The organism is Streptomyces sp. G5(2025), from assembly GCF_049542075.1.
GTDB lineage: Bacteria > Actinomycetota > Actinomycetes > Streptomycetales > Streptomycetaceae > Streptomyces.
In genome coordinates, this window is sequence record NZ_JBMUZT010000006.1 from 4,293,608 (window position 1) to 4,310,799 (window position 17,192).

Below are 17,192 nucleotides of genomic sequence, written 5' to 3' on the forward strand. Positions count from 1 at the left end.
AGAAGACCACTCCTTCGTGGGGTCGGGGGCTGGAGTACGTAGTGTCGTACTCATGAGTACGACACCCGATCCGATCGCGGCCCTGGGGGCCCTGCCCGGCGTGGCCGACTCGGTGGACTCCGTGCGCAGGGCCGTGGACCGGGTCTACGGACACCGGATCATGCGGCGCCGCAGCAACGAGATCACCTCTGAGGCGGCACTGCGCGGCGCCCGCGGCTCCGCCGCGCTCTCCGGAGCCGAATGGGCCCTTGAGGAAGTGCGCCGGCGCAGCGACTTCAGTGGCGACGGCGAGGCGCGCACCGTAGGAGGGGCCCTGCGGCTGACGGCCGAGGCGGGCCAACTCCTTTCGATCTGGCGGCAGTCGCCGCTGCGGGTCCTCGCGCGGCTGCACCTGGTCGCCGCCGCGGACTCCGCCGAGGCCGCGGGACGCCCGCGCCTCGCGGGGGAGCCCGTCGAGGAGCCGCTGATCGAGCTCCCCCTGCCGGAGGCCGACGAGGTGGCGGGGCGCCTGGAGGGGCTGTCGCAGCTGATCATCGCGGGGAGCTCGGCGCCGGCCCTGGTGATGGCCGCCATCGTCCACGGCGAACTGCTCACCCTGCGCCCCTTCGGCTCCCACAACGGCCTGGTCGCGCGCGCGGCCGAGCGCATCGTCCTGGTCGGCAGCGGCCTCGACCCGAAGTCGATCTGCCCCGCCGAGGCGGGCCACGCCGAGTTGGGCCGAGCGGCCTATGTGGCGGCGCTGGACGGCTACGCCTCCGGTACGCCGGACGGCATGGCGGCCTGGATTGCCCACTGCGGAAGGGCCGTTGAACTCGGCGTCAGGGAGTCCACGGCGGTCTGCGAGGCGCTCCAGCGCGGAGCGGCATAGGGCTGCGCGGGGCCCAACGGGTCCCGAAAAGGGTTGCGGCGGTACGGATATCCGTACCGCCGCTGGCATGTCCACCGGGTTACCAAGCGTCCTCGAAGGTTGCCCATCAGGTCGGGAACTTCGCCCGTCACCTGGTGCGGCTGGCCCGTAATCGACGGGTCGACGTCGCGTGGGTGCCCGGTGTTCATGCTTCGGTCCGTGGGGCCGTGGTTGCGTTAGAAGGTAATCCTCTCGGATGTCCTTGGTCTCGCGGGCCGTTGACTCCTTTGTACTCCAGTACTGGGGCGAGCGGTAGTGCTGGCCGCACTTCTTTACTTTTGCGTTCAAATACGGGCGAATCGGGCGAGCCTGGAGTCGGCAGTGCGGCAGCCGAGCCCGCCGTCAGCCCGCCCTCAGCCTGTCGTCGCGCGACGGCGGCCGGCGAGCCAGACGAGGCCCGCGGTGGCCGCCGCCGCCCCCACGGCGGCCGCCGCGACGAGTGCCGGCCGGGGCGGGGCGGGCAGGCGCTGCTTGAGTGGCACCGGGCGATGGAAGTCGAGGATCGGCCAATCGCGCGCGAGGGCCTCGCGGCGCAGCGTCCGGTCGGGGTTGACCGCGAAGGGGTGCCCGACGGTCTGGAGCATCGGCAGGTCGGTCGCAGAGTCGCTGTAGGCGTAGCAGCGGTCGAGGTCGTATCCCTCCGAGCGGGCCAATTCCTTGATCGCCTCCGCTTTGGTGGGGCCGTATGCGTAGTACTCCACCTCCCCGGTGAAGCAGCCGTCGTCGCCGACCACCATGCGCGTGGCCACGACCCTGTCCGCGCCGAGAAGCTCCCCGATCGGCTCGACGACCTCGGCGCCGGACGTGGAGACGATGACGACGTCGCGGCCCGCGATGTGGTGCTCCTCGATGAGGGACGCGGCTTCGTCGTAGATGATCGGGTCGATCAGGTCGTGCAGGGTCTCGGCGACGATCTCCTGGACCTGGCGCACGTTCCAGCCCCGGCAGAGGGCGGAGAGGTACTCGCGCATGCGCTCCATCTGGTCGTGATCGGCGCCACCCGCCAGGAAGACGAACTGCGCGTACGCGGTGCGCAGCACGGCCCTGCGGTTGATCAGGCCGCCTTGGTAGAACGACTTGCTGAACGTGAGCGTGCTCGACTTCGCAATGACCGTCTTGTCCAGGTCAAAGAAGGCGGCGGTGCGGGGCAAGGAGTGGTTTTCCACGAGCCCGAGCATAGGCGCCCACCATTCGGCGTAAGCTGAGGCGCGTGGGTTTGCCTGAGAAGGCTCTCGGGTACACCATGGAAGTCACGGATCGTTCGCGACCGTGCTAACCCGGTCTGGCTCCTCCCCCCCCGAGTCGGACCGTGGGGACGACCCCCGCTCTCCCCCGGCGGGGGTCGTCGCATGTCCGGATGGGTTTTTGAACCCTCCGTTGATCATCTCCCGGCCTTCCGGATCTTCCTTGGGTCCTCGCGGCGGTTTTGAGCTCTGCCCAAGAGTCGTTACTGTGTGTAGCTGTTTGGGTGCGCTGTGGAAGCCGCCGGAAGTCGTCGGGGAAGCCGGTGGGAAGCCGGTGGGAAGCCGGTGGGAAGTGGCCGGGAAGTGGGCGGGAAGCAGGCGCGAAGTCGTCGCCGTGTCACCGGTTCGGGTGATGGAGATATTCACAGCCACCGCCTTGTCCACAGTTATTGACCAAGATCCACACGATTTCCAGGACCGCTGCACGCTGATTCCGCTCGTTCTGCTCGCGAAGTTCATGGCCGGATTGCTGTGCCGGTTCTTCGCCCATGTGGAGCGCGGCATTCACAGGAGCGTGCGTGAGAGGGGGATGGAGATCATGGGTGGGGTCATTTCACGGGGCGGTTCACGGGACGGATCGCCGGACGGGCCGGCGTCGGCGCCGGCGCGGCGGGGCGGGCCGTTGATCGTCACGGAGGATGTGGAACTCCTCGATGACCTGCTGCGGCTGTGCGCCGCGGCGGGAGCGCGGCCCGAGGTGCACCACGGCGGGCCGGAGCGCGGAGAGGGCTGGGACACGGCCCCGCTCGTGCTCGTCGGGGACGACGCGGCGCACCGGGTGCGCGGGGCGAAACGACGGCGTGGGGTCGTGCTGGTTGGGAGGGATCAGGACGATTCCGGGGTGTGGCGGCGGGCGGTGGAGATCGGCGCCGAGCAGGTCCTGGTCCTGCCCGACGGCGAGCAGTGGCTGGTGGACCGCATCGCCGACGTGGCCGAGGGCGTGGGGCGGCCCGCGCTCACCGTCGGCGTCATCGGAGGGCGCGGCGGGGCCGGGGCCTCCACCCTCGCCTGTGCCCTCGCGGTCACGGCCGCCCGCGCCGGGCGGCGCACGATGCTCGTCGATGCGGATCCGCTGGGCGGCGGCGTGGACATCCTCCTCGGGGGGAGACGGCCGAAGGGCTGCGCTGGCCGGCCTTCGCCGCGTCGCGGGGCAGGGTCGGCGGAGAGGCGTTGGAGGAGTCGCTGCCGGAACTGCACGCGCTGCGGGTCCTGAGCTGGGATCGGGGCGAAGCGGTGGCGGTCGCCCCGGAGGCGGTGCGGGCGGTCGTCTCCGCGGCGCGCAGGCGCGGCGGTGTGGTCGTCGTGGACCTGCCGCGCCGGGTGGACGAGACGGTGGCGGAGGCGTTGGAGCAGCTGGACCTGTGCCTCCTGGTGGTGCCGCCGGAGCTGCGCGCGGTGGCGGGGGCCAGGCGGGTGGCGTCGGCGGCGGGACTGGTGCTGAGGGACCTGCGGGTGGTGGTCCCCACGGGCGCGCACCGCCAAGGCCTCGGCGGGCTCGAAGCGGAGGAGGTGGCGGGGCTGCTCGGCCTGCCGCTGGCCGGTGAGGTGCCCTGGGAAGCGGAGCTGGTGGCGGCCCAGACGGCGGGCGTGCCCCCCGGAGGAGCCGTGCGTGGCCCGCTGGCGCGGTTCTGCGCAGCCTTCTGGGACCGGGTGCCGGTCGACGCTCCGGGAGGGGGCGTATGAGTGCCGTCGTCGGGGCGCGGATGCTGGACGGAGTGCGCCAGTGGCTCGCGGAGAACGGCACGGAGCCCACCCCCGCGCGCGTCGCCGAGGCGCTGCGGGCCCAGGGCCGGGTCCTTGGGGACACCGAAGTACTCGGCGCCGCCGAACAGCTGCGGTCGGAGCTGGTCGGCGCGGGACCTCTGGAGCCGCTGCTCGCGGACTCCTCGGTGACCGACGTACTGGTCTCCGCGCCCAACCGGGTGTGGGTGGACCGGGGCGGCGGCCTTGAGCTCACCGCGGTCAGGTTCCGGGACGCGGCGGCGGTGCGCCGCCTCGCCCAACGCCTCGCCGCCGTGGCGGGACGGCGCCTGGACGACGCGAGGCCGTGGGTGGACGCGCGCCTCCCCGACGGCACCCGGCTGCACGCCGTGCTGCCACCGGTCGCCGTGGGTTCTACCTGCCTCTCCCTGCGGGTTGTGCGGCCCAAGGCCTTCACGCTCACGGAGCTGGTCGCGGCGGGGACGGTGCCACCCGGCGGTGACCGCGTGCTCCGGGCGCTGCTCGACGCGCGCCTGTCCTTCCTGATCAGCGGTGGCACGGGCAGCGGCAAGACGACCTTGCTGAGCGCGCTGCTCGGCCTGGTCGGGGCCAAGGAGCGGATCGTGCTGGCCGAGGACTCCGCGGAGCTGAAGCCCGAGCATCCACATGTGGTGCGCCTGGAATCCCGCCCGGCGAATCAAGAGGGGGCCGGTCTCGTGGGCCTGGACGACCTGGTGCGCCAGGCGCTGCGGATGCGGCCCGACCGGCTGGTCGTCGGCGAGGTGCGGGGCGCGGAAGTTGTGCATCTGCTGGCCGCGCTCAACACCGGCCATGAGGGCGGCTGCTGCCTGTTGACCGAACTAAGTAGGTCGTTGCCGCAGGTCAGTGACCAGATGAGGGTTGCTGCGTTAGCCCACTCGTGAACTCACCTGAAGTGCTTCGCAGAGACCTGACGAACTTGGCCGTACCGCAGATCGGTCGGCTGGAGGAGACGGGGAAGGCGGAGGAGCCGTACAGGCTCATCGACCCTGAAGATGTCGTCGTCGAAGAGGCGGCGGAGTGGTTCGCCGAACTACAGGCATGCTCCAAGCCGCCGGCCACGATCCGGTCGTACGGCATGGACTTGCTGCGCTGGTACAGGTTCCTGTGGGTCCTGGGAATCAAGTGGAACAAGGCGAGCCGAGCCGACGCCCGGGACTTCACCCGCTGGCTCCAGCTCGCTCCCAAGCCTGTTCGGTTGCACTGGCGCTACGAGAAGTACGGGCTGCCGCCCGGCGGGCTCCCGAAGCAGATCCGACCGGATCGCGGCACCCCGAACCCGCTGACGGGCAAGTCCGGGCCGGGCGAGAACTACGCGCCGACGACCAGGGCCCACAACGAGACGGCCATCCGGCTGTTCTACGACTTCCACTGCGAAGAGGGCGGCGCCGGGCCGCTGCTCAACCCGTTCCCGCTTGACCGCTCCCGCCGTTCCCGCCGAGCCCAGGCGGCGGCGCGACCGAACGCCCACCACAACCCCATGGAGGTCTTCCAGGACGAACGGACGGGCCGCTACCGCCCGACCGTGCCCAAGCGGATCCCGAAGCGGATCCCCGACGAGCTGTTCAACGCCCTGTTCGCCGCGCTGAACCACAACCGGGACCGGGCCCTGCTGGCCTTCTGGGTCTCCACCGGGGTCAGGGCCGAGGAACTCCTCGGCAGCAAGACCAAGGACGCACATCCGGGCCAGCAGCTGCTCGGCGTGACCCGCAAGGGCACCCGCGAGTATCAGCAGGTTCCCGCCTCCACCGACGCGTTCGTTTGGCTCCGCCTGGCCCAGGAAGAGGCCTGGCGAGGCGGGGTTCCCCGAGGCCGCAACCAGACGCTGTGGTGGACGCTGAGACGGCCCTGGCGCCCGTTGAACTACGACGCGGCCAGGGCCATGTTCAACCGGGCCAACGACCTCCTCGGGTCGAACTGGACCCTTCACGACCTGCGGCACACCGCCGCTTACCGCATGGCCCGCGACCCCGAACTGTCACTCACCGACGTCCAGTGGGTCCTCAATCACGCGCATCTGTCCACCACGGAGATCTACCTGGCGGCCAGCCAGGACGAGATCGTCGAGCAGTTGCTCGCCCACCACGCCCGCCAGGCCGCAGGGAAGCTCCCCGCGCCGCGGCCGCCGGCTTCCGGCTACAACGCGGCAAGCCTGGACGTCCTGTTCGGACGATCATGACCACCACGATGCTGCTGGCTAAAGTGCCAGCTCAGGGCCCTGTTCTCACGTTCCACGGATCGCACTACAAGGCCCTGCTGAAGGCATACCCTCCCAGGTCCGTTCCGGAGGCGTGGCCGGAGACTGCAGCCGATTTCGACACGATCCTCGATCGGCTGCAGGAGCTGTTCAAGGACGCCGGGAAGAACACGAGCTACACGCGGCGACGCGGGGCTCGCAACGTCCTCTGGTGGCTCAGGCAATTCGACGGCGAGACCTGGCAGCAGCGCTGGTGCAACAGCCCGCTGGACAAGAACTTCGCCGCCGGCCTGCCTGAGCTCGAAGCCTGGGTCGAGGAGCAAGTGGGCCGTGTTCCCGACGGAGTTCTCCGAGCCGGGATCTTGGCCCTTGCCATCGCGGATGTGATCCGACCCGACCCCGCCTGGCTGCTGACTCGCAGGTCACGGCACATGCGCGAGATCGTGGCCGAGTATCGCGACCCGGACGGCTTCGCCGCCCTGGAAGCGCGGTCCGACCCGGGCATCTGGGACGCCAAGCTCGGCCTGCAGGCCCGCAACCAGATCGCCACGATCATCCTGGCCAAGGGCGGCAAGGTCGCCGACATCACCGTCGGCGACTGCCTCGAACTGCGAGGCGTCGAAGCCCAGGTCATGGCCACCGGAGGCGGCCGGTCGCTGTTCTACCTCTGGCTCAAGAATCTGGAGGTCTTTCCGCCGGACTCGCCCGCGACCCTCCGCGATTTCAAGCGGCGGGCCGGCCAGGTCAGCGTCGAAGAGCTCGTGGACCGCTACCAGCTGAAGTGCCGACCGGTCCGCGACCTGATCGTGGACTACCTCACCGAGCGCCAACCCTCCCTGGACTACACGTCGTTGGAGGGGTTGTCGCGAAACCTCGCCCAGCTCTTCTGGGCCGACCTCGAACGTCACCAGCCCGGGATCGACTCACTGCGACTCCCGAAGAACGTCGCGACCGCATGGAAGGAGCGCATCCGAACCAAGACCCGCCGCAAGAACCAGCCGGACGGCAGCTACGTCGAGATCACCACCGTTCGGCACAGCGCCATCTCGGTGCTGAACACTATCCGCGCGTTCTACCTCGACATCTCCCAGTGGGCCTTCGAGGAGCCGGAACGCTGGGCGGCCTGGGTGGCGCCCAGCCCCGTCAAGGAGTCCGAGCTGTCCTTCAAGAAGCACGCCCGTCGGCAGAAGGCGAAGTCGGACCAGCGCACCAGGGAACGGCTGCCCGTCTTACCAGCCCTCGTCGAGGCCGCGGACCGGCAGCTCAAGGAGGCCCGGACACGGCACGAGGCGGCCCTTGAGGTTGCCCCCGGAGCCACGTTCCAGGTCCTCGGCAAGACCTACACCCGCATCCAGCATCCCCGCTGGGCCGACGGCGTGACCGCCAACACCGTCTACAACGAGGAAGGACGTCGCTGCACGTTCGGCTATGCCGAGAACCGGGCCTTCTGGGCCTGGGCGACGGTGGAGTTCCTCCGTCACACCGGCGTCCGCATCGAGGAGATGCTGGAGGTCAGCCACCACAGCATCACTCAGTACACCCTGCCCACCACGGGCGAGGTCGTCCCGCTGCTGCAGATCGCCCCGTCGAAGACCGACAAGGAACGGCTCCTGCTGGTCAGTCCCGAACTCGCCGACGTCCTCGGCGCGATCATCACCAGAATCCGCGACGCCTCCGGGACCGTTCCGCTCGTCCGCGCCTATGACGGCGGCGAGAAGGTCTGGAATGCGCCCATGCCGCTGCTGTTCCAGTGGCGCACGGGCGGACAGAACCGGCCGATCTCCGAGACCACGATCCGCCGGGCTCTCGACGAGACCCTGGACTTCGCCGGCCTGACCGACAACACCGGCCAGCAGCTCGACTACCAGCCTCACGACTTCCGAAGGATCTTCATCACCGACGCCATCATGAACGGCCTGCCACCACACATTGCGCAGGTCATCGCCGGTCACGACGACATTTCGACCACCATGCGCTACAAGGCGATCTACCCCATGGAGGCCATCGAGGCCCACCGCGCGTTCATCGCGCGACGCCGGTCGACACGCCCGAGCGAGGAATACCGCAGGCCGACCGACGCCGAATGGGACGAGTTCCTGGGGCACTTCGAGCTCCGCAAGGTCTCCATCGGCACCTGCGGACGCGCCTATGGAACCGGCTGCATCCACGAGCACGCCTGCATCCGATGTCCGATGCTCCGACCGGACCCGCGCGAGCGGCGGCGCCTCGTCGAGTACAGGGACAACCTCGTCGACCGCATTGCCGAGGCCGAACGAGAAGGCTGGCTCGGTGACGTCAAGGGCCATGGGACCACCCTTGAGGGAGCCAAGGACAAACTCGCCCAGATGGACGCGCAAACGGCAAGAACCAGACAGTCGATCTACCTAGGAATGCCCTCGTTCGGCGAGATCGCCGCACGAGCCTGACCCCCGGCTCCGCCAGCACGCTGGCGGAGCCGCTTTCATGAGAGGAGGCCCTGTGACCAGCACTCTTTCCATCCTCGGAGAGCTCGGAGCATGCGCGACTTCTAAGTTCGGAGAAGGCACGGTGCATGCCAACGCCGCCGGGGACGTCCCGGCCCGCCTGGAGGCCCTGGGGACGGCCGCGGGGCTCGACCGTGCCGCCCTGCACAGCCAGCTGGCGGCAGCGCTCTCGGTGGTCGTCCATCTCGTACGTGACCGGGTGGGCCGCCGCCGCATCGCCGAGGTGCATGTCCTGGAGCGTGCCACATCGGGGCTGGTGAAGACCGTGCCCGCGCTGCGATGGGGCGAGGAGGCCTTCGTCGAGGGGCCCGGGTGGGGGCGGCTGGACTCGCTCCTCCTGGGCGGGGAGCGGGGTGGTCCGGCGTGAGTACGTCGATGTGGGCGGCGGCGGTGTGCGTGGGGAGCGCGGCGTGGCTGATGGACGGCCGGGACCGCACGGCTCGGCGGGTCCGGGCGGTGCTCGTGGCCGGGGCGCCGGAGAAGGCGGGCGGGTGGTCCTGGCGGCTGGCCGTCGCCGCCGGGCGCGGCCGGATGCGGCCTGCGTGGTGGTGCCTGGTGGCCGGGGCTGTGGTGGCGCTCCTCGGGGAGTCTCTGCTGCCGCTGGTCGCGGGAGCGGCGGGGGTGCCGGTGGCGGGGCGGGTGCGGCGGGCCCGGGACGCAAGCCGGGGGCGGGAGCGGTGTGGTGACGCGGTGATCGCGCTGTGCGGGGCGCTCGCGGGTGAGGTGCGGGCGGGGCGGCAGCCGGGGGAGGCGTTGCGGGTGGTTCTTGGGGAGGGGGGTGGTGGTTCCGGTGGGGGCGCTGCCGGGGCCGGGGCTTTGGAGGTGGGGCCTTCGGGGGCGGTGGCTCGGGGGACCGTCTCTGGGGTGGCGGGCGAGCCGGGCGGTGCGGGGCCGAGTGCCGTGCTGGCGGCGGCGCGGTTCGGTGGGGACGTGCCGGGGGCGTTGGTGGAGGCGGCTCGGGAGCCGGGGGCGGAGGGGTTGTCGGGGCTCGCGGCCTGTTGGCGCGTGGCCGTGGACCGGGGAGCGGGGCTCGCGGCGGGGCTGGAGCGGCTGGAAGGTGCGCTGCGTGTGGAGCGGGACCAACGGGCTGACCTGAGAGCCCAGTTGTCCGGTGCGCGGTCGACCGCCGTGATGCTCGCGGGGCTGCCGGTGCTGGGGCTGCTGATGGGCAGCGCGCTGGGAGCGGATCCGCTGCGGGTGCTGCTGCACACGGGAGCGGGACTCGGCTGCCTGGTGACGGGCGGGGTGCTGGAGGGCGCCGGGGTGTGGTGGGCGCTGCGGATCGTTCGAGGAGCGGAGGGGCGATGAGTTCTGTGAGTTGGTTGAGCTCTGTCCACAGGCTGGGGGTGGCGGTGTGGAGTGTCACGGCCGTGCTCTGGCTGGTGCTGGCGGTGTGGACCGCCCGGCGGGAGAGGGCGTTGGGGCGGCGGGCCGCGGAGGCTCTGGGCGTGGAAAGACCAGCTGTCCGGCGCCGGTGTCGGGACCGGTGGTCGGGGCTGCGTGGCAGGGCACGCGCCTGGTTCGTGGTGGCCGGGGTCGCGAGCCTGGCCTGTGCCTTGGTGGGTGGGGCTTGTGGGCTCGCGGCGGGAGTGGCTGCCGGCTGACTGCGCCTGGCGCCGACAGCGCGCCAGGGCCTCGCCTCACGGGTCGGCCGGGGCTGGCGGCCACTCGGTGGAGGCGGAGCGGCAGCTGCCCCTTGCGGCCGATCTCTTGGCGGCTTGTGTAGCCGCCGGGGCGAGTCCAGTCGCGGCTGCGCGAGCCGTCGGGGAGTCGCTGCGGGGCCCGGTCGGCGAGCGGCTCGCGCGTGGGGCCGCGGAAGTACGGCTGGGCGGTGAACCATCCCACGCCTGGCGGGAGTTGGCTGCTATACCGGGCGCCGCGCCGCTGGCCCGCCTCCTGGAGCGGGCGGGTGAGTCGGGAGCGCCGGCCGCGGAGCCCGTGGCCCGCCTCGCCGCGGACGCCCGGGCCGCGCGGGACCGGGCGGCCACAGCCAGGGCACGCAGGGCCGGGGTTCTGATGACGGCGCCTGTGGGCCTGTGCTTTCTGCCGGCGTTCATCGCGGTCGGAGTGGTGCCGGTAGTGATCGGGCTCGCGGAAGGACTGCTGCGGGCGGAATGAACTCAGCACAGGAACACAGCACATGAACGCAACGAATGAACACAACGAATGAACACAACGGGATGAACACAGAGGCGATGGCTGCGATGACTGCGGCTGCCTTCGCCATCAGGGCCGAGGCAACACACAGAACATTCATGGGGGTTGAGATGCGTGTGCACAACGGTGCGCGGACGTTGGTTCGGCGGGCTCGCGCGGCGGGCAAGGACGCGGGCAAGGACGCGGGGATGGTCACGTCCGAGTACGCGATGGGGTTGATCGCGGCGGTGGGGTTCGCCGGGCTGCTTTACAAGGTGGTGACGAGCGGGCAGGTCAGGGCCGCTCTGCAAGCCGTGGTGGAGAAGGCACTCCATGCGTCGTTCTGAGCGTGGGCCGCGGGCGCGGGGCCGGGACGGGGGGTTCGTGACGGCGGAGGCGGCCGTGGTGCTGCCGACGCTGGTCCTGTTCGCCATGGCGCTGGTCTGGACGCTGCTGGTCGCGTGCGCGCAGATCCAGTGCGTGGACGCGGCCAGGGCAGGAGCCCGCGCGGCGGCGAGGCAGGATCCGGAGGCGGTGGCCGTGGCGGCGGCGAGACAGGCGGCGCCGCGTGGAGCGCGGGTGTCCGTGCGGCGAGACGGCGACCTGGTGCGGGTCGAGGTCGTCGTGGACGCGCCGGGCCCGCGAGCGCTGGGCCTCGGTCTGCGGCTGCGGTCCGAGGCGGTGGCTTTGGCGGAGGAGACGGTGGTGCCGGGGGAGCAGACGGCGGCCTCAGTGAATGAGGCTGCGGCCCCGGCAGAGGGAACCGCGGCGGCGAAAAGTTGGGCGTCGGCGAAGGGCACGGCGGGGGTTGGCCTATGAGGGACGGGGTGCCGTGGCGTGGCTCGGGGCGGGACCGAGGGTCCGCCACCGTCTGGTCGGCGGTGGTGATGGTGGTGCTCTGCGTGGTCTGCGGGGCAGTGCTCGCGATGGGGCAGGCCGTCGTGGCCCGGCATCGGGCGGGCGGCGCGGCGGACTTGGCGACGCTGGCGGCGGCGGATCGTTGGGCGGCGGGGACGTCGAAGGCGTGCGCGGGGGCGGAGAGGGTGGCGGCGGCGCAGGGGGCGAGGCTTGTGCGCTGCGCGGTCCGGGGCGAGATCTCCGAGGTCACGGCCTCGGCCTCGGCGGGGCCCTTCTCGGTGCAGGTCAACTCCCGCGCCGGACCGGCGTATGCGCCGCCGATACCGAGCCACGTGCCGTGCGCGGAGTGTGCTGTTGCCGCGGAGCCGTAGTGGTGCGGCCGCCCTGTGGGAGGGCATGGGGGCAGCCCGGGCCCTGTCCCGCGCTGGACCGGCGGATTCGCCGCCTATACCGAGCCACGTGCCGTGCGCGGAGTGTGGCCATGCCTCGGAGCCGTAGTGATGCGGCCGCCAGGCGTCAGGGCATGGAGGCCCGGGGCTCAGGCGTCCTGCGGGTACCAGCGCAGTTCCACGGTGTTGCCGTCCGGGTCCTGCACGTAGAGCGAGAGGGCGGTGCCTCGGGCGCCGAAGCGCTCACCGGGGCCGTCCAGCACCGTGAAGACGCCGGAGCCGATGACCTGCTGCCAGTCGAGCGGCTCCACCACGAGGCAGATGTGGTCGACGTTGGAGCCCTCGGGTTGCCCGTCGGAGGCCTTGACGAGGTCGATGATGGTGGTCGGGCTCACCCGCACGGACGGGAAGGGCGCCTTGCCTCCCCGCCACTCCTCCACCCGCACCGGCTGCAACCCCAGCGGGCCGGTGTAGAAGGCGAGGGAGCGCTCGATGTCGGTGACGTTCAGGACGAGGTGGTCGAAGGCGATCACGCGCATGGGCATCTCCGTGGAGTCGGGGGCGCAGGCATGACCGCGCCGGTTGTTGTGGTGGTGGGGGGCGCCCCCGTAGCTGGTGGGCCAGGCGTCGACTGGCCCGGCTCGCCGTTGACTTCAGCATCGTCGAGTTCTGATTCATCGGTCCAACGCATGTTTGTCATTCGATCGATCGTGTTTCACGATGCGTCGAATGGACCTCCAGCAGATGCGTTACGTCCTCGCGGTGGCGGAGACGGAGAACTTCACCCGTGCCGCCGAGCGGTGCCACGTCGTCCAGTCGGCGCTGAGCCATCAAGTGGGGCGGCTGGAGAGGGAATTGGGGGCAAGGCTGTTCGAGCGGACCAGTCGTAGGGTGCGGTTGACCGCTGCCGGGGAGGCGTTCCTGCCCGCTGCCCGTCAGGCGCTGGAAGCGGCCGAGCGGGCCAGGGCGGAGGTGGCGGCGGCCACCGGCGAGATACGGGGCAAGTTGGCCGTCGGGTCGATCCCGACCGTGGCGGCCGTCGACCTCCCGGCGGTGCTGCGGGACTACCACCTGCGCTACCCCCAGGTGCGGATCAGCCTGCGGACCGGCTCCAGTGAGCGGCTCGTGGAGCAGGTGCGGGATGGCGCGCTGGACGCGGCGTTCCTCGGCGTACAGCCCGGATACCGGCCGCAGGGCGTGCGGGACCGGGAACTCGCCCACGGGCAGCACGTAGCCGTGGTCGCCCTGGGCCACCCGCTGGCCATGGAGAAGGAGGTGGACCTCTGCCTTTTGGCCGAAGAGGCGTTCGTGGACTTCGCCGAGGGCAGCGCGGCCCGCGCCCAGTCGGACGAGGCGTTCGCGGCGGCAGGGCTGCGACGCGAGGTCGCGTTCGAGGTGTCCGGTGTCGAACTCATGGCCCGGATGGTCCGCCACGGGCTGGGCATCGCGATGCTGCCCGCGACGTTCGCCGCGGAACTGCCCGGTCTGCGGGCCGTGCCGGTCACCAACGGGCCGGTGCGGGTGGAACGCCTCGTGTGGAGCCGCTTCACTCCGTCGCCCGCGGCCTCCGCCTTCCTGGCCCTGCTGGACGCCGACGCCGACACGCGGCCCCCGGCGGAGTGACGCCGCCGCCCACCGGCCGCCGCTGAGGGCCGACCTAGGTGGACGGCTCCGCGTCCCTCAACAACACAGAAAGCAGCCGCACAGCCCCCCGCTTGTGCAAAGGCTCGTTGCCGTTGCCGCACTTCGGGGACTGGATGCACGAAGGGCAGCCCGCCTCGCACTCGCAGGAGGCGATCGCCTGGCGTGTGGCCGTCAGCCACTCCCGCGCCGTGTGGAAGGCCCGCTCGGCGAAGCCCGCCCCGCCCGGATGACCGTCGTACACGAAGACCGTGGGAAGGAGCGTGTCCGGATGCAGCGGCACGGAGACACCGCCGATGTCCCAGCGGTCGCACGTGGCGAACAGCGGCAGCATGCCGATGGAGGCGTGCTCGGCGGCGTGCAGGGCGCCGCCGAGGATCTCGGGATGGACGCGCGCGGCGTCCAGCTGGTCCTCGGTGACCGTCCACCAGACGGCGCGCGTACGCAGCGTCCGAGGAGGCAGCTCCAGTTTCGTCTCGCCGAGGACCTCGCCCGTGATCAGCTTCCGGCGCAGGAAGGAGACGACCTGGTTGGTCACCTCGACGGAGCCGTAGCAGAGGCGGCCCGCCCCCCAGGGGACTTCCACGTCCGTCTCCAGGATGGAGATCGCCGTGGTGTCGCGCGCGGTCGTGGAGTACGGCGGCACGGCCTCCTCGACGAGCGCCACCGAGTCCTCCAGGTCGAGGTGGCGCACGAGATACGTACGGCCCTGGTGGAGGTGGACCGCGCCCTCGTGCACGGTCGTGTGCGCGGCGGACGCATCGACGGTGCCGAGGAGCCGGCCCGTGCTCTCCTCGACGATCTGTACAGGGGTGCCGCCCTCGCCGCGGATGTCCGTGAGGTCGGCGGCCCGCTCCCGGCGGGTCCAGTGCCAGGCCCTCGTGCGCCGCCGCAGTAGTTTGGCGGCCTCCAGCTGCGGCAGCAGCTCCTCGGCGGCCGGGCCGAAGAGGGCGAGGTCCTCCTCGACCAGCGGCAGCTCCGCGGCGGCCGCGCACAGATGGGGCGCGAGCACGTACGGATTGTCGGGGTCGAGGACGGTGGACTCCACCGGCTGCCGGAACAGCGCCTCGGGGTGATGGACGAGGTAGGTGTCCAGCGGATCGTCACGGGCGACCAGCACCGCCAAGGCGCCCTGCCCCGAACGCCCCGCGCGGCCCGCCTGCTGCCAGAGCGAGGCCCGCGTACCGGGGTAGCCCGCGATGATGACGGCGTCCAGCCCCGAGACGTCCACGCCGAGTTCGAGGGCGGTGGTCGCGGCGAGGCCGAGGAGTTCCCCGGAGTGCAGGGCGCGCTCCAGTGCGCGGCGCTCCTCGGAGAGGTAGCCGCCGCGGTAGGCGGCGACACGGCGGGCGAGGGAGCGGTCGACCTCGGTGAGGCGTTCCTGGGCGATCACCGAGATCAGCTCGGCGCCACGCCGAGAACGTACGAAGGCGACCGAGCGGACGCCCTGGATGGTCAGGTCGGTGAGCAGGTCCGCCGTCTCGGCGGTCGCGGTGCGGCGCACCGGGGCGCCCTTCTCGCCGTGGAGCTCGGTGAGCGGGGGCTCCCAGAGGGCGAAGACAAGGTCGCCGCGGGGCGAGGCGTCGTCGGCCACCTCCCGCACGGGCAGACCCGTCAGGCGCTCCGCGGAGAGCGCGGGCTCGGCGGAGGTGGCCGAAGCCAGCAGGAAGACGGGATTGGAGCCGTACCGGGCGCACAGGCGGCGCAGACGGCGCAGGACCTGGGCGACGTGGGAGCCGAAGACGCCGCGGTAGGTGTGGCACTCGTCGATGACCACGTAGCGCAGGGCGCGCAGGAAGGCGGACCAGCGCGGGTGGGAGGGGAGGATCCCGCGGTGCAGCATGTCGGGGTTGGTCAGCACGTAATTGGCGTACTGACGCACCCATTCGCGTTCCTCCACCGGGGTGTCGCCGTCGTACACGGCGGCGCGTACGGCGTTGCCGAGCGGGGCCGCGAGTTCGCGGACAGCGCGCCGCTGGTCGGCCGCCAGGGCCTTCGTGGGAGCCAGGTACAGGGCGGTGGCGCCACGCCCGTTGGGTGCCTCGGAGCCGTCGAGGAGGGCCGAGAGGACGGGTGTGAGGTAGGCCAGGGATTTCCCGGAGGCCGTGCCGGTCGCGACGACCACGGACTCGCCGTCCAGCGCGTGCTCGGCCGCCTGCGCCTGGTGGGCCCATGGGCGCTCGATGCCCGCCGCCCGGACGGCGGATATGACCTCGGGGCGGATGCGGTCCGGCCAGACTGCATACCGGGCCGCACGTGGGGGCAAGTGCTCCGTATGAGTGACGCGCGATGCACGGCTCGGCCCCGCGGTGAGCCGGTCGAGGACCACCTGCGGGGACGGCTGTGCCGGGGCGCCCGCAGAGGGTCTTCCGGGAGGAGAAATTTTGGCCATCGGCATCGAGTGTGTCACTGGCGGGATGGACAATGGTCCAAAGGCGTCGTGCACGCCCGCCGGTAAGTGATTGAATGCCATCGCGGCTGGCGATCCGTCCTGGGGGCTCTGCCGAGGTGTCCCGAGGGATGACCGCTCGATAGCAAGGTGCTGGAGGATCCGTGGACCTGTCCCTGTCGACCCGTACCGTCGGCGATCGCACGGTCGTCGTGGTCGGTGGCGAAATCGATGTATATACCGCGCCCAAGCTGCGCGAGCAGTTGGTCGAGTTGGTGAACGACGGCAGTTTCCATCTGGTCGTCGACATGGAGGGCGTGGACTTCCTCGACTCCACCGGACTCGGCGTGCTGGTCGGCGGCCTGAAGCGCGTGCGTGCCCATGAGGGCTCGCTGCGCCTGGTCTGCAACCAGGAGCGCATTTTGAAGATCTTCCGCATCACCGGCCTGACCAAGGTGTTCCCCATTCACACCTCGGTCGAGGAAGCAGTGGCGGCCACGGACTGAGGTCCGTGACGGCAGTACAGCAGGGGGCCGGGCCCGCGGCCCGGCCCTCTGACAGCACGTGCGTACGTTCGAGGGGGATGTATGGCCACCGTTGAACTCCGCTTCAGCGCGCTGCCCGAGCACGTCAGGACCGCCCGTCTCGTGGCGGCCGCGGTCGCGCGCAGGGCCGGAGTGGACGAGGCCGTTCTCGACGAGGTCAGGCTCGCTGTCGGCGAGGCCTGCACGCGTGCCGTGGGACTGCATCAGAGCAGCGGCGTCTCGGCGCCCGTGCGGGTCGCGCTGACCGAGGACGAGAAGCAGTTCTCCATCGAGGTCGGCGACGAGGCCCCCCGCGCGACGCCCGGCGGCCGGGTGTCCGACGGGCAGGGCGGCGAAGGCGACGAGCCGGAGGCCGAGGGCGAGGACGAGATGGGTCTCGCCGTCATCAGCGGTCTCGTGGACGATGTCGAGGTCACCGCGGGCGAGTCCGGCGGCCTGATCCGGATGACCTGGCCGACGACGCCCGCGCCGCTTGTGCCCTGATCCCCCGCGCAGTTTGTGCCCTGATCCCCCGTGCTGTTTCTGCCTTGACCGCGCACACGCAGGCCCTGTTCACCGCCACGGTGAACAGGGCCTTTTTCATTGCGATCATTTATTACGTAGATCAGTCATGTAGATCGACGATCTCTCGTCAACGGGTTTGAGGCATTACCGCTTTCGGTG

Annotated in this window: 13 protein-coding genes and 4 pseudogenes; 14 read left to right on the forward strand and 3 right to left on the reverse strand. The window is 71.1% G+C overall.

Annotated features, from left to right (window positions below; all coding sequences use genetic code 11):
• The first annotated feature begins 52 nt into the window (after nt 1-52).
• A complete protein-coding gene (locus tag ACOBQB_RS30340; RefSeq protein ID WP_423596173.1) occupies nt 53-868 on the forward strand; it encodes an oxidoreductase in 816 nt (271 codons plus the stop codon).
• Nucleotides 869-1,260: 392 nt separating this feature from the next.
• Here the strand turns inward: ACOBQB_RS30340 and ACOBQB_RS30345 are convergent, their stop codons facing one another.
• The gene (locus tag ACOBQB_RS30345) at nt 1,261-2,085 is read right to left on the reverse strand and encodes an HAD family hydrolase (RefSeq protein ID WP_423596175.1); all 825 of its coding nucleotides are present in this window, start codon (nt 2,083-2,085) and stop codon (nt 1,261-1,263) included.
• A 604-nt stretch (nt 2,086-2,689) separates the two neighbouring features.
• Here ACOBQB_RS30345 and ssd point away from each other — a divergent pair.
• From ssd to ACOBQB_RS30395, 10 genes and pseudogenes are all read left to right on the forward strand, one after another.
• Nucleotides 2,690-3,834, forward strand: a pseudogene (gene ssd / locus ACOBQB_RS30350) (septum site-determining protein Ssd).
• Nucleotides 3,831-4,697: pseudogene (locus ACOBQB_RS30355) on the forward strand (TadA family conjugal transfer-associated ATPase); the annotation flags it as partial. The pseudogenes ssd and ACOBQB_RS30355, both read left to right, overlap by 4 nt.
• Nucleotides 4,698-4,810: 113 nt before the next feature.
• Entirely contained in the window at nt 4,811-6,070 is a 1,260-nt protein-coding gene (locus ACOBQB_RS30360; protein ID WP_423590875.1) for a tyrosine-type recombinase/integrase, read from the forward strand.
• Nucleotides 6,067-8,514 carry a tyrosine-type recombinase/integrase gene (locus tag ACOBQB_RS30365; RefSeq protein ID WP_423590873.1) on the forward strand — a complete coding sequence of 816 codons (2,448 nt, stop codon included), beginning with the start codon at nt 6,067-6,069 and terminating at the stop codon, nt 8,512-8,514. The genes ACOBQB_RS30360 and ACOBQB_RS30365 overlap by 4 nt, the downstream gene beginning before the upstream one ends.
• Nucleotides 8,515-8,551: 37 nt before the next feature.
• Nucleotides 8,552-8,938, forward strand: a pseudogene (locus ACOBQB_RS30370) (secretion protein); the annotation flags it as partial.
• Nucleotides 8,939-8,946: 8 nt separating this feature from the next.
• The gene (locus ACOBQB_RS30375; RefSeq protein WP_423598851.1) at nt 8,947-9,879 is read left to right on the forward strand and encodes a type II secretion system F family protein; all 933 of its coding nucleotides are present in this window, start codon (nt 8,947-8,949) and stop codon (nt 9,877-9,879) included.
• Nucleotides 9,876-10,689: pseudogene (locus ACOBQB_RS30380) on the forward strand (type II secretion system F family protein). The gene ACOBQB_RS30375 and the pseudogene ACOBQB_RS30380 overlap by 4 nt, the downstream one beginning before the upstream one ends.
• Nucleotides 10,690-10,826: 137 nt before the next feature.
• Nucleotides 10,827-11,054: a DUF4244 domain-containing protein gene (locus ACOBQB_RS30385; protein WP_423598853.1), complete on the forward strand. Its 228-nt coding sequence runs from the start codon at nt 10,827-10,829 to the stop codon at nt 11,052-11,054.
• Complete coding sequence (locus tag ACOBQB_RS30390; protein ID WP_423596177.1) at nt 11,041-11,526, forward strand: TadE family type IV pilus minor pilin; 486 nt, start codon at nt 11,041-11,043, stop codon at nt 11,524-11,526. Before ACOBQB_RS30385 ends, ACOBQB_RS30390 begins: the two co-directional genes overlap by 14 nt.
• Nucleotides 11,523-11,936, forward strand: a complete 414-nt coding sequence (locus ACOBQB_RS30395) for an Rv3654c family TadE-like protein (protein WP_423596179.1) — start codon at nt 11,523-11,525, stop codon at nt 11,934-11,936. Before ACOBQB_RS30390 ends, ACOBQB_RS30395 begins: the two co-directional genes overlap by 4 nt.
• Nucleotides 11,937-12,103: 167 nt before the next feature.
• Here ACOBQB_RS30395 and ACOBQB_RS30400 read toward each other — a convergent pair whose 3' ends face one another.
• On the reverse strand, nt 12,104-12,493 hold the full coding sequence (locus tag ACOBQB_RS30400; RefSeq protein ID WP_423596181.1) for a VOC family protein: 390 nt from the start codon (nt 12,491-12,493) through the stop codon (nt 12,104-12,106).
• A gap of 190 nt (nt 12,494-12,683) precedes the next feature.
• On the opposite strand from ACOBQB_RS30400, the gene ACOBQB_RS30405 reads away from it, so the two are divergent.
• Nucleotides 12,684-13,577 carry a LysR family transcriptional regulator gene (locus tag ACOBQB_RS30405; RefSeq protein WP_423596183.1) on the forward strand — a complete coding sequence of 298 codons (894 nt, stop codon included), beginning with the start codon at nt 12,684-12,686 and terminating at the stop codon, nt 13,575-13,577.
• Between the two features lie 34 nt (nt 13,578-13,611).
• Here ACOBQB_RS30405 and ACOBQB_RS30410 read toward each other — a convergent pair whose 3' ends face one another.
• A complete protein-coding gene (locus ACOBQB_RS30410; protein ID WP_423596185.1) occupies nt 13,612-16,068 on the reverse strand; it encodes a DEAD/DEAH box helicase in 2,457 nt (818 codons plus the stop codon).
• Nucleotides 16,069-16,148: 80 nt separating this feature from the next.
• Between ACOBQB_RS30410 and bldG the strand changes: the two genes are divergently transcribed.
• Both bldG and ACOBQB_RS30420 read left to right on the forward strand, forming a co-directional pair.
• Nucleotides 16,149-16,490 carry an anti-sigma factor antagonist BldG gene (bldG, locus tag ACOBQB_RS30415; protein ID WP_423596187.1) on the forward strand — a complete coding sequence of 114 codons (342 nt, stop codon included), beginning with the start codon at nt 16,149-16,151 and terminating at the stop codon, nt 16,488-16,490.
• Between the two features lie 81 nt (nt 16,491-16,571).
• Nucleotides 16,572-17,012: an ATP-binding protein gene (locus ACOBQB_RS30420; RefSeq protein ID WP_423596189.1), complete on the forward strand. Its 441-nt coding sequence runs from the start codon at nt 16,572-16,574 to the stop codon at nt 17,010-17,012.
• Nucleotides 17,013-17,192 lie beyond the last annotated feature (180 nt).